We start from the raw sequence: 13,575 nt of genomic DNA on the forward strand, positions 1-13,575 counted from the left end.
CTTTTAAACAGATTGAAAAGAAATTAGTTGAATGTCTGACCAAAGTTATAACGTTGTTACTCTGATTCGAAAAAAAAGAGATGGAGAAGTACTGTCTGAAGAGGAGATCTCTTATCTGATACGCGCCTATACCGATGATAAAGTGCCCGACTATCAAATGAGTGCATTTTTAATGGCTTCATTTTTGAATGGCCTGAATACTGAAGAAGCGGCTTACCTTACAAAATCAATGCTTCACAGCGGTATTGTGGTCGATTTGAGTGAAACCTCCGGACTCAAAGTGGACAAACACTCGACCGGGGGAGTTGGCGATAAACTTTCGTTGATTCTGGCCCCGATTGTTGCCTCCTGTGGAGTGCCGGTGCCGATGATATCCGGGCGGGGTTTAGGGCATACCGGAGGCACGCTGGATAAACTGGAATCCATACCCGGCTTTACGGTTGATGTGAATTTGGATCGTTATAAGGAAATTCTTCAGAAACAGAATCTGGTTTTGGTGGGTCAGACCGAAGAAATTGCGCCGGCCGATAAACGCCTATATGCCCTGCGTGATGTGACGGCAACTGTTGAATCTATTCCACTGATTGCCGGCAGCATTATGAGTAAAAAACTGGCTGAGGGTATTGACGCTCTTGTTCTGGATGTTAAATTTGGATCAGGTGCATTTATGAAGCGTCATGAAGATGCCGCAGAACTGGCCAAGACACTGGTTGGAATTGGTGAGGAGTTTGGAAAACAAACCATCGCCTACCTTACAAATATGGAACAGCCTCTCGGAAATGCGGTTGGAAACTGGCTGGAAGTAAAAGAGTCAATCGATTGCCTAAATGGCGGCGGTCCGGATGATGTAATGGAGATTACGCATTTGCTTGCAGGAACCATGATCTATCTTGGAGAGAAAGCTTCTTCAGTAGAGGAAGGAATTGAGATGAGCTACCAAGCTGTAGACAGCGGGGCCGCTCTTCAAAAATGGATCGATATAGTTGAGGAGCAGGGAGGAGATTCAAGTTTTGTAAAAGATCCGGAATCGTATCCAAAAGCTGAGTCAGTCACACCGGTGAAATCTGATCGCTCGGGATACGTTACAGAGATGGACGCTTTTGCACTGGGCATGGTTTCGGTTGAACTTGGAGCCGGAAGAAGGGCAAAAGAAGATGAGGTAGACCCTCAGGCCGGATTTGTTTTACACAAAAAAATCGGTGATAATGTTGAAAAGGGTGAAACAATTGCCACTCTTCACACGAACAAGGAAGAAATGTTAGATGCTGCTAAAAAAGGAATAGTTGAGGCGATAACAATTAGAGACATTGAGCCTAAACCTCTTCGCAGAATCACACATCGGGTTGATAAAGATGGAATTCATGATTTTGATGGATAAAACGTTGCTCAACCCGGAAAAAAGAGTACATTTATAACTACGAATGATACGGGCATTAAATTAATCTAAATACCATGTTTCAAAGATTTATACGCGCAATTAAGTCAATGTTTGGCGGTTTTGTAAGCTCAATGGAAGATCCAAAACTCATTCTTGAGCAAAATATCCGGGAACTGAATGATCAGATTCCCCAAATGAATGAAAATATTGCCACGGTGAAAGCCAATGCTGTCATGCTTAAAAAAGAGGTGGATCGTTATGAAAAGCAGATCAGTGAGGTAACGGCGAAAATTAAATCAGCCATCAATGCAGATCGGGATGATTTAGCAGAAGGTTATGCTCTTCAGCTCGAAAAAGCTCGCGAAAATCTTGAGCACTCCAAAGAGCAGCTGAAATTTGCGGATCAGGCATACGAAAAAGCGCTAAAGGTAAAGAAAGCTTTTATGCGTGAGAAAGACCGCAAAATAAAAGAGGCGCGTGAAGCACTTAGAGCAAGTGAGCGAGCCGAGTGGCAGTCGCGAGTGGCAGACGCATTGGAGTCGTTCGAAACCGGCGGGCTGGATCAAACTCATAACGAAATGCTGAGTCGCCTGAATGAAAACACGGCCCGGAACGAGGCAAGGATGGAAATTGCCCTGGAAAGCGTGGATACCGAAACGATGGAAATTGAAGCCAATGCCGAAAAATTACGCGCCCAGGAGTTAGTCAGCCAGTTTAAACAAGAAATGGGCAAGGCTCCCAAGGTTGATCAGGAAGAGAAGAAAATTGATGTTGAGGAAAGCAGTAAAGAATCTTCAGATTCCGGAAAAACAGTGGGTCGCGATCGCACGAAGTCGTAACCGATTTCTCTGAATTAAAGGTGTATAGTTATGTCATCATCAAACAGTGAACAGGAACGCGAAAGGCTCAAAGAGGAGTATAAAGAGCACTATCGTAAAATTAAGGATGCGAAAGAGAAGATTCGCCGTTCAGGTTATGTGAAAAATGTGAGTAATGCATTACATCAGATGAACGCGGATGAACTGCTCGCCTCTGTGGATGAGTTTTTGGGTAAGGTTCGAACTAAAATGGCGGGCATGGAAGCACGGTTAGACGTTGCCATGGATCACCTGATGACGGATCAACCCGACGAAGCTGAGCTTGATGAGCAGATGAAAAAAGAGAAGGCTAAGGATACACTGAAGCAGATTAAGCTGGAGATGGGATTGCTCTACAGTGAAATTGAAGAGCAGGCAAATGGATTACATGTTGATAAAACTGTAGGTAAAAAGGAAGGCACTGATCTGGATAATTCCGGTGAAAAACTGAAAGAAGATGAGTAAAGAGACCGAAGAAAAAATCAATTTTACAAAAGAGGCATTTCTCTACCCAATCAATTTGGTGTGTTTATTGGCAGGTACTATCTCTGCATTGGTTTTCAGTGGTATGGGCTTTATATCCAGCACAATTCTGTCGTTTACTTTTGGTGCGGAGTTAATTTACCTTGGCGTAGTTCCAAATTTACCCGCCTTTCGTAAAAACATTCGCCTGAAAAAGAAGAAGGAGCGTCAGGAAGTTAACGGTGACAAAAACCTTTTTCACGGTTTGGATGCCCGTTCGCAGAAAAGATTTTTAGTTTTGAAACATATCACCAATGAGGTTCGGAAAAACTTTGAATCTCTGCCCTACAGTTCACAGGGTATGCTGGATCATATCCGAAATAAAATGGAGGATCTCCTCTCAACCTATTTGACACTGTTGGAGATGAACCGGCGTTTTTTGATCTATATGAACTCTGAAGTGGAAGATGAGATTCGTAAAAAAGTAGCTGATCAGGAAACAGAAATGGACGCTACGGAGTCTGAAAAGCTTAAAAAGACTCGTGAACGGAGACTCGAAATCCTGAAAAAGAGATTGAAAAAATTTGATGTAGCCAAAGAGAAATTTCTGATTTGTGAAACACACCTTGAGACGATTGAAGATGCAATTCGCTATATTTATGAGCAATCTATTACCATGCCAAACGCAGAGGATGTTGGAATGCAGCTCGACCACCTTGTAACAGAGATGGAAGAGACGACTCAAATTATTGAGGAGTTGGATCAAGATCTCATGCCGGGATTTGAAAATATTGACCATGAACTTGAACTTGCTGAATTAAGAAAAGAGGCAGAAGCCCTTCATAAAGAGACAGAACAAAAAGTAAAAACCAAATCATGACATCATACAATTTTGACACGCTGCTGCTCGAAACGGACGAGAATGGAATCGCAGTTCTGACGGTCAATCGCCCTGATAAATTAAATGCTCTAAATAACACAGTTCTCGACGAACTGGAGAAAGCCGTAAAGAAAATAGAAAAGGATGAAGATATCCGGGCAGTGGTTGTAACCGGTGCCGGTGAGAAAGCATTTGTTGCAGGGGCAGATATCAAGGAGCTTAATACATTAAATAAGAAACAGGGAGAAAAGCAGTCGGTGCGTGGCCAAAAAGTATTTTTTGCACTTGAAAACTGTTCAAAACCCGTCATTGCAGTAGTGAATGGATATGCTCTTGGTGGCGGAGCGGAGCTGGCGATGGCGTGCCATATTCGGATTGCTGAAGAGAACGCGGTGTTTGGTCTGCCGGAAGTAGGGCTTGGCCTCATTCCCGGATACGGTGGCACCCAACGGCTTCCTCAGTTAGTAGGAAAATCCAAGGCGATGGAACTGATCCTGACCGGCGGACAGATGAAAGCTGAAGAAGCTTTGAGTACAGGATTAGCAAGTCAAGTAGTACCTCAGGGAGCAGGTGTGGAGAAAGCGAGGGAACTGGCTTCAAAAATGTTAAAAAACGGACCTGTCGCGCTTTCCAAAGCCATTGCTTCAGTTAATACAGGCTTCAGGGTAAAAGGGTTTTCTGACGAGGCTGAACTGTTTGGTGAACTTTGCGAAACAGAAGATTTTAAAGAAGGAACCACCGCTTTTCTGGAAAAAAGAAAAGCAAATTTTCAAGGCAGATAAGCTGAACATATAGAATGCCTGAATTTATCATTATTACTATTACCATTCTGTTGAGTGGATTCTTTTCGGGATCAGAAATGGCGTTTGTTTCTGCTAACCGACTAAAGCTCGAAATTGAATCGCGAAAGAATACATTAACCGGACGCTCTTTAGCCTATTTCAGTGAAAAGCCGGAGATTTTTCTTACAACAACCCTGGTGGGAAATAATATCGTCAATGTTCTTTATGCAACGCTCATGGCAATTTTCCTGGTTGAGCCGGTGAATCGAATCTACAACTCTTTATTTGAATATGAGCCTTCTGTGGGAATGGTGCTTTTTATTCAAACCATGATAGCTTCAGTTATCATCCTCTTGTTTGGTGAAATTTTATCAAAAGCGATCTTCCGAATCCAGGCAGATTTTATGGTGAAAGTGATAGCTGTGCCTTTACGGATTATGAATTTTATCCTGAGACCACTGATAATACTTTCCAATTCAAGCTCAGGTATTTTAGTGAAATGGCTGAAGGTTGGAAATGAACGAAGTGAAAAAATATTCAGGCGTCAGGATGTTGAAATGATATTCAAAGAGTTGCGAGACAGTGGAGGCAGTGAGTATATCGATCAGGATGATTCTGAAATACTGCACAATGTTCTTGAGCTCTCGAATAAAAGAGTGCGGGATACGATGGTTCCCCGGACCGAAATTGTTGCAATAGATAGAAATTCTTCAATAGAGGATCTGAAAAATCTATTTATCACCTCAGGTTACTCAAAAATACCGGTTTATCAGGATAATATTGATGATGTGATCGGGGTGGTTTTTGCTTACGATCTGTTCAATAATCCGGAAAATATCGGGGATATTCTGCGCCCCGTTAAGTTGATTCCGTCCAGTAAAAAATCGAAGGATCTATTACAGGAGTTTCGCCAAAGTAATGTTTCTGTTGCCATAGTGATTGATGAGTATGGGGGTACGGCGGGAATGGTCACCATCGAAGATTTAATAGAAGAGGTTGTTGGCGACATTCAGGATGAGTATGACAAGACTGATGAGGTGATTAAAAAGATCGCAGATAACACTTATGTGGTGTCGGGTAATGTTGAGTTGGATGAACTGGAAGAGAAGTACCCGGAAATTGAACTCCAGGATATAGAAGATGAATTTGAAACTCTGGCAGGATACATTATCAGCCATGTAGGACGAATCCCAAAGGTGAACGAAGAAATTTTAATCCAGGGTAATATTTTCATAATCAGTAAGGCTACTCAAAGCCGAATTGAAACGGTAAAGATCATTTACGGATCTACTGCGTAGTATTCGTAAAAGCTGCCGAGTCAAAAGAAACAATTCTGCAACATCACTTAACCCAATTGATATGTTAACTCAATATCCACGGTGGGCTCAGTTTTTAGCTAAAAAATATCTGAGCCGAACACTCAACCAGTTTATTCTGCATGGAAATGTTCACGATTTAGTTTCTGTGGGTGATGGAAGCAGCACAAACAATTTTTTGCGGTTAAAAACATTCCTCGCAGAAGATTTCTTTGGGGCCCGCGATATCGTCATTTTTTATGATCGCTCGTCCGGGATTTATTTTCGGGATCAGGAGACTCAAAAAGATTTTAACCGGGCACTTTCGGGTCGGGATACCATTGCCGGAACCGACTATTCAAAAAAGTTACCTAAAGATCCGGTAGGAGCTTTTTCTGTACTTGAGCAATATTTCAGAGTTCGGCTTGAGCAGAAAAAGAGCATTGCGCTGATTATTGATTATGCTGAAACGATAATTCCGGCAAATGAAGCGGGAAGCACAGGGACAGAAGATCGAAATGCCCTGGTCTATCTGTTGAAATGGGCACACGATCCGCTATTTCTGGCATCAGACTTTACCACTACACTTTTGACTGAGAATATGGCGGATCTGAACCGGTCACTGGTTCAAAATCCATACACATCCAGTGTGCGGATTACTCTTCCAAACGAGGACGAAAGGTTAAATTACCTGGTAAACCAAATTCATCCTGATGAATTTGAAAAGATATCAAAAGTACCCAAGCCCGTTGTTGCTCAGATGACTGCCGGGTTGGGTTATTTAAAGCTCAAATCCATACTTTCCAATGCCGTTGAAAACGGTGAAACCATTACTTTTCAATCCTTAACAACAATCAAGAAAGAGCTGATTGAATCAGAAGCTTACGGGTTGATTGAGTTTATTCCATCACAAAGTTCTTTGGACGCCGTTGCCGGCCACGGAAACGTGAAAAAGCATCTGCGAAGTGCTGTGGAGGCCCTGAAGCACGGCAGGCGGGATGTACTCCCTATGGGATACCTGGTTTGCGGACCGGTAGGAACAGGAAAAACATTTCTGGTAACATCATTTGCCGGTGAGGTTGGAATACCGATGGTAAAATTGAAAAACTTTAGAAGTCAGTGGCAGGGAGTTACAGAGGGAAACCTGGAAAAAATTCTCACTCTGCTGAAAGCGATGGCCCCTGTAGCCGTGATGATTGATGAAGCAGATGCCTATCTGGGCGATCGGTCGGCTTCGGGCGACAGTGGTGTGTCGAGCCGAGTGTTTTCACAAATTGCAACGGCTATGAGTGATACATCCAACCGGGGGAGGATCTTATGGTTTTTAATGACTGCACGCCCGGATCTGATGCCGATAGACCTGAAACGTCAGGGACGAGCCGAAGAACATATTTCACTTTTCCCGCCGGATACACTTGAAGAGAGAGTGGAACTTTTTGATGTAATGAAGAAAAAAACAAATCTGAAATTATCTGAAGAGTATGTTCCTAAAGCGGTTAAGAAAGATAAAACAACGTACTCAGGTGCTGATATGGAAGCTGCATTGACGCGGGCTAAATTCAGAGCCGCATCGCAGGGATTGGAGGAAGTTACTCCTGAACTTCTGGATGACGTTTTTGAAGATTTTATCCCCCCAACCTATCCCGAGGAAGTGGAACTTCAAACTCTAGTTGCGGTTACAGAGTGTACCTCGAAAGCTCTTTTACCGGAACAGTACAGAAAGATGGACAGGGAGAAGATTTTAAACAGAATTGAAGAACTGAAAATGACAATTCGATAGCTCATGGCTGAAAAATCACTTGATGAAATCCGGCAGGCGATTGATCAAATAGATGAAACGATTGTTAAATCGCTGGGTGAGCGACAGCGCATTGTTAAAAAAGTATTGACCGATAAACTCTCATCAGCCACAGAGGTGCGTGATCCGGAACGAGAGGAGAAGTTAATTGAAAAGTTAAAGCAGATAGCGGCAAAAGAGGGCGTAGACCCCTATTTTTTGGAGCAGATGTACCGCGAAATTATTCAGTATTCTGTTCGATATCAGACTCATGCACTGGTCGATCATCAAAATGAAAAGTCGGGCGAGGAGTCGATTAAAGTTGCTTATCAGGGGACAGATGGTGCCTACAGTCATCAAGCAGCAATGAGGCATTTTGAGCCGAGGTACGGAACGGTGGAGTGCATCGGGTATAAACGGTTTGATGAGGCTGCAGAGGCCGTTGAAAAGCGAGATGCAGATGTGGCATTTTTGCCTATCGAAAATACAACAGCGGGTTCTATTAACGATACCTATGACCTGCTGGCGGAGAAAGAACTTTTTATAATAGGGGAAGAGGTGTTGCAGGTTAATCACTGTTTAATGGCCCCGGAACATGTAGAGCTGTCAAATATACGGCGAATTTTATCTCATCCGCAGGCAATTGCACAGTGCAGTAAATTTTTGGCCGGTTTAACCCGATGCCATGTAGAATCTTACTTTGACACGGCAATGGCGGCACGAAAAGTACGGGATGATGCGGATCTGTCACAGGCGGCAATTGCGGGCTCTTACGCAGCAGAAATCTATGGTTTGAAAATTATTCACCGGGATATGGCCAACCAAAAAGAAAACTACACCCGGTTTGTGGTTGTGAGCCGCGAGTCGATTAAGTGTGATCCGCAACTCGACTGTAAAACGTCTCTGATATTTGCTACAGTTGATGAGAAAGGGGCACTTCTAAAATGCCTGAATATATTGGGTGATTCAGGAATCAATATGACAAAGCTTGAGTCGAGGCCAAGATTGGGCCATCCATGGCAATCTCTTTTTTATCTGGATTTGGCCGGGAATAAGAATGATCATCAATTGGGAGAAGCCTTGAATAAACTGAGCAAAAAAGCTCAATACATTAAAGTTTTGGGCAGCTATCCTGTAAGAAAAGGGAAGTGGTAACTGAATCGTATTAGATTAAACTCCCCTTGCTGCTTGACAGCTAAAGTTCTATTTGGTAAAGTGTTGAAAACAGAATTATATCTTCTATGAAGTTTACCCCTCTTCGAATAACGCTGATCTACTTTTTATTTGCAGTTATATGGATCACAACAACTGATGCCTTTCTGGAATGGTTGATTGAAGAACCATTAATGCTTACGTCATTCCAAACCGCGAAAGGTCTGTTTTACATTACTCTTACGGCTATTGGTCTATTTTTTATGATGAAGAGTTATGAAAGGTATGTGACTAAAAATCAGCAAAAGCTGGAAGAGAAAGAAAAGAGGCTGAATATGGCTCTGAACGCCGCTAAAATGGCTACATGGGAGTATTTTGTTGAAGAGAATAAATATAAAACATCAGAAAACCACCATGTTCTCTTCGGTTATCATCCAAATGTGGATTTAACCCTGGAAGATGTTTATGAGAGAATTCATCCCGAAGATATCGATTTTTTTAAAAAGGAGGCAAATTTTCTGCTTGATAAAGGGTCAGAGCTCGATGTGAGGTATAGAATTGTTTTACCCAACGGCGAAATTAAATGGCTTTGGACAAGAGGTGAGTCAATTCGTATTGACGATACGGTAGAGAAGGTTAGGGGGGTAACGATAGATATTACCGAGAGTAAAGAGCTTGAAATGGAGCTTGATGTGGAAAAAGAGCGGTTTACAAAGCTCTTTGAACGAATTCCGGTACTGATCAATATGTACGACAGCGATCAAAACCTGATACTAATCAACAAGTACCACGAGGATGTATTAGGCTGGACTGAAGATGATATAGATGAAAAATCTCTATTAGAGTTGTGTTACCCTGATCCGGAATACCGGGAGGAGGTTGTTGAAGATATTGTAAACCTAAACAAGGGTTGGAAGGAGTATCATGTAACAACTAAAAATGGTGATATCCGCTGGCAGATGTGGACCAATATTGTACTGAGTGATAATACATTTGTTGGGATTGGGTACGATATCACTGAGCAGAAAATGCTGGAAGATCAGCTCAAGCAAGAGCGTGAGGATCTTGAAATCATTTTTGATAACATGCCGGTATTTATCAATATGCACGATAAAGATGCTGAGATTGGTAGGGTCAATAAATACTTTGCAGAAAAATTTGGGTACTCAAGCGACAGCCACTCCGAAAAAAATATTCTAAAGCTGATAACTCAGAAAAAAGATTATCAAAAAGCGAAGGAGCAGATTTCACGATCGGATGGGAGTTGGGTTGATTTTGACCTGGTGACCAAAAGCGGTGAAATTATCTCAACGACCTGGATTAATGTTAGCCTTAGTGAAGAAAAGTCTATCGGGATCGGTTTTGATATTTCCGAACGGAAAAAAATGGAGGAGCAGCTTAGAGAGAATGAAGAGCGCCTGCATCTAACCACCACCAGTGCAAATGTAGGTCTATGGGAGTGGCACCCTCAGACAGGTGAAACAAAGTTCGATGAGGTTTGGGCAAATTTGGTAGGATACACACTTGAGGAGCTCGAACCTGTCAGCATCGAGACCTGGAATGATCTGTTACATCCGGATGATTTTGAAGTATTCGAAAAAGCAGTAGAAGACTATTTTAAAGGTGAAAAGCCAACCTATGAATGTGAAATTCGAATGAGGCATAAGGATGGTCACTGGGTTTGGATACTGGACAGGGGGAAAACTGTGGAGTGGGATGATAAAGGGAATCCTGCACGGCTGGTTGGTACTCATATTGATATAACGGAGCGTATAGAGTATGAGGAAGAGAATCAGTTGCTGGCAAATGTGTTCAGAAAATCGAACACCGCATTGGCCGTTTGTGGAAATCATTCCAATGTTATAAAGCGGGCAAACCATGCCTATGCTGATCTATTTGGATATGATGATTCTGATTTAATTGGAATTTCTGTCATGAATTTTTACGACAAATCAAAAGCCGGTAAAGTTCAGAAACAGTTAGAGGTTTTGGAAAAGAAAGGATCCGTTTCTTTTGAAATAGACATGGTAAGGAAGGGTGGAGAAACGATTACAGGGTTGGTCAATATGTCTTTGGTTGATGACGGCGGAATGTCTGAACCATACAGGGTTACTACAGTACAGGACATTTCTGAATTAAAACAAATCCAAGAGCAGTTAGCATCTGAACGACAACGATTTGAGATAGCTGCAAACAGTGTGTCGGATGTGATCTGGGAATGGAATTCGGAAACAGATAAGGTTTGGTGGGGTGAGGGTCTGGAAACGGGACTGGGATATCAAAAAGATGATTTTGAAAAAGAAAAAGATTTTTGGGAGAATCATATACACGAGCAAGACCGAAAAGCTACTATTGAAAGTTTAAACCAAGCTGTAAAAAATCATCAGCAAGAATGGAACGCCGAATATCGATTTTATGCAGCTGACGGGCAGGTACGATCCATCAAAGATTCGGCCGTACTGTTTCGGGATGAACAGGGGAAATTGCTGCGAATTATTGGGGCGATGGTTGATGTGACGCCGGTTGAAGAGTATCAGGAGATGCTAAGATCGGAGCGAAACCGATTTGAGCTTATTGCCAGATCTTCAAATGACGTTTTGTATGATCACAATTTTGATGGTGATGAGGTTTGGTGGAGTGAAGGCTGGGTACTCCGGTTTGGGTTTGATAAAGAAGAAGTTCAGAATCACATTAGCTGGTGGGAGTCACTTCTGCATCCTGATGATAAAAAATACATCATGCAGAGCGTAAAGGACGCCCTGGAATCGGGTGATGAATTTTGGGCGGGGAATTACAGAATTAAAGATGGTAACGGTGATTACAGGATCATTTCGGATAAAGGATATTTTATCCGAGGGGATGAGGACAAACCGGTACACCTGGTAGGAACAATTTCTGATATTACAGCTGATGAAGTTGCAAAAACAGAACTTGAAAAATCAGAAGAGCAGTATAGACTTTTGTTTGAAAGAAGTCCGATTCCAATGTGGATTTATGACCCGGAAACACTATTTATCGTTACTGTTAATCAGGCAGCCATCAACAGGTATGGGTTTAGTGAAGAGGAGTTCAAGCAGTTAAAAATTTATGATCTCCATCGGGAAAAAGATCTTGTAGAGATAAAAAAAGAGATTCAGCGTAGTATCAAACAGAGAAGCACCGGGTTTGATCCATGGATTCAGGTCACCAAATCGGGTGAGCATCTTGTGGTTGAGTTATCCGGTTCGGAGATATTTTATGAAGACAAAATTCATAGGCTGATTATTGCCAATGACATCACAGAACAGAAAGAAGCCGAACGGCATCTCAAAGAGTCGGAAGAACAGTATAGACTGCTTTTCGAACAAAATCCGATTCCGATGTGGATTTATGATCCTGATAACTTCCAATTTTCTGAAGTGAATGATGCAGCCATTCAAAAATATGGGTATAGCCGGGATGAGTTTAAAGAGTTAACGATTCTTGATATTCGTCCGGAAGAGGATGTTAATAAAGTAAAAAGAGTATCTGCTAAGAATCGGATGAACGGACCGTCGTTCTTTGAGGAGTGGACACATATCAAAAAAAATGGAGAGAAATTAAAGGTGATGATTTCTGCTTCGGATATTTTTTACCAGGGCAAACATCAACGCCTGGTTATTGTTAATGATATTACAGAACAAAGAAGAGCTGAAGAGCGCGCAATCAGCGCCATTATTGAAGGGGAAGAGCGCGAACGCCAGCGGATTGCAAAAGAACTGCATGACGGACTCGGTCAATATCTTTCTGCAGCAAATATGAATTTAAAATCTGTTTTTGAAGATGCCGACAAGCTATCCGGTAAACTTTCGGATACATTTGAAAATGGACTGCATTTGTTGAATTACGCTATTTCAGAAACGCGAAATATTTCACAAAACCTGCTGCCAAAGGCGATTCAGGATTATGGATTGGAGCTCGCCATTGAGTCGTTAGTCAATCAATTGAAGAAATCTACAAACATCACGTTTTATCTTTATCGCAATTTAGAGAATGTAGAACTGCCCGAGAATATCCAGATCAACCTGTATAGAATTGCGCAGGAAGCGCTCAATAATGCTATTCGGCACGGGAAACCAAAAACGATTAATGTGCAGTTAATTCACTCGATGGGGGAAATTTTATTGACGATAGAAGATGATGGTAAAGGGTTTAACCTTAAAGAAAAGGAAAACAGCGGACTTGGATTACGGAGTATGAAAACAAGAGTTGGTGCAATGTCTGCAAATTTAGATATTATCAGTACCTTAGACAGAGGTACCATTGTATCTGTCGTTGTTCCATTAAAATCAGAATAACTGTTATGGCAAATATTAAAATACTACTGGCCGACGATCATAAAATTGTGCGTGATGGCATTAAATTGATGCTGGAACCACAGGCGGGGATTGATGTGGTAGACGAAGCACAGAATGGTAAAGAAGTCCTGGAAAAGCTCGAAAGCCAGCTCGTGGATATTGTAGTTATGGATATCAATATGCCCGAAATGGATGGTATTACAGCAACCAGAAAGGTGAAAGAGAAATTTCCGGAAGTGAAGGTTTTAGCACTAACCATGAGTAACGATGATCTTCACATACGGCAAATGATACAAGCCGGTGCATCAGGCTATATCATGAAAAGTGCCGGCCGCAAAGAGCTTAAAGATGCTATTGATGCCATTATGGATGGTAAACATTACTTTAGTGATGAGGCGACAGAAAGCATCATGATGGACCTGGTAAAAGGGAAAGGCAAATCTACCGATCCCGACCCGATACATATCACAGACAGGGAATTGGAAATATTGGAGTTGATTGTTCAGGAGCATACCAATCAGGAAATTGCAGAAAAACTTTACATTAGTTCCAGAACTGTGGATGCTCATAGACGAAACCTGCTGCAGAAGACCGGCGCACGCAATACTGCGGGGCTTGTCAAATATGCGTTTCAGCATAATTTAATATCATCCGGAAAAGGAAATTAAAACATTTT

Annotated in this window: 10 protein-coding genes; all 10 read left to right on the plus strand. The window is 42.1% G+C overall.

Annotated elements, in window-relative coordinates; genetic code table 11:
• Window positions 1-31: 31 nt before the first annotated feature.
• The 10 genes from CWD77_RS08270 (at window position 32) to CWD77_RS08315 (ending at window position 13,567) form a co-directional block, all read left to right on the plus strand.
• Entirely contained in the window at window positions 32-1,378 is a 1,347-nt protein-coding gene (locus CWD77_RS08270) for a thymidine phosphorylase (RefSeq protein WP_101073097.1), read from the plus strand.
• A gap of 74 nt (window positions 1,379-1,452) precedes the next feature.
• A complete protein-coding gene (locus tag CWD77_RS08275) occupies window positions 1,453-2,217 on the plus strand; it encodes a PspA/IM30 family protein (RefSeq protein ID WP_101073098.1) in 765 nt (254 codons plus the stop codon).
• Between the two features lie 30 nt (window positions 2,218-2,247).
• A complete protein-coding gene (locus tag CWD77_RS08280; RefSeq protein ID WP_101073099.1) occupies window positions 2,248-2,700 on the plus strand; it encodes a hypothetical protein in 453 nt (150 codons plus the stop codon).
• The gene (locus CWD77_RS08285) at window positions 2,693-3,577 is read left to right on the plus strand and encodes a hypothetical protein (RefSeq protein WP_101073100.1); all 885 of its coding nucleotides are present in this window, start codon (window positions 2,693-2,695) and stop codon (window positions 3,575-3,577) included. Before CWD77_RS08280 ends, CWD77_RS08285 begins: the two co-directional genes overlap by 8 nt.
• On the plus strand, window positions 3,574-4,359 hold the full coding sequence (locus tag CWD77_RS08290) for an enoyl-CoA hydratase/isomerase family protein (RefSeq protein ID WP_101073101.1): 786 nt from the start codon (window positions 3,574-3,576) through the stop codon (window positions 4,357-4,359). Before CWD77_RS08285 ends, CWD77_RS08290 begins: the two co-directional genes overlap by 4 nt.
• A gap of 14 nt (window positions 4,360-4,373) precedes the next feature.
• On the plus strand, window positions 4,374-5,657 hold the full coding sequence (locus tag CWD77_RS08295) for a hemolysin family protein (protein WP_101073102.1): 1,284 nt from the start codon (window positions 4,374-4,376) through the stop codon (window positions 5,655-5,657).
• 61 nt (window positions 5,658-5,718) lie between these two features.
• On the plus strand, window positions 5,719-7,434 hold the full coding sequence (locus CWD77_RS08300; RefSeq protein WP_101073103.1) for an ATP-binding protein: 1,716 nt from the start codon (window positions 5,719-5,721) through the stop codon (window positions 7,432-7,434).
• 3 nt (window positions 7,435-7,437) lie between these two features.
• Window positions 7,438-8,586 carry a prephenate dehydratase gene (gene pheA / locus CWD77_RS08305; protein ID WP_101073104.1) on the plus strand — a complete coding sequence of 383 codons (1,149 nt, stop codon included), beginning with the start codon at window positions 7,438-7,440 and terminating at the stop codon, window positions 8,584-8,586.
• A gap of 86 nt (window positions 8,587-8,672) precedes the next feature.
• The gene (locus CWD77_RS08310; protein ID WP_101073105.1) at window positions 8,673-12,899 is read left to right on the plus strand and encodes a PAS domain S-box protein; all 4,227 of its coding nucleotides are present in this window, start codon (window positions 8,673-8,675) and stop codon (window positions 12,897-12,899) included.
• Between the two features lie 5 nt (window positions 12,900-12,904).
• Window positions 12,905-13,567 (plus strand): response regulator transcription factor, encoded by a 663-nt coding sequence (locus tag CWD77_RS08315; protein WP_101073106.1) that lies wholly within the window; start codon window positions 12,905-12,907, stop codon window positions 13,565-13,567.
• The last annotated feature ends 8 nt before the right edge of the window (window positions 13,568-13,575 follow it).

It is taken from the genome of Rhodohalobacter barkolensis, from assembly GCF_002834295.1.
Classification (GTDB): domain Bacteria; phylum Bacteroidota; class Rhodothermia; order Balneolales; family Balneolaceae; genus Rhodohalobacter; species Rhodohalobacter barkolensis.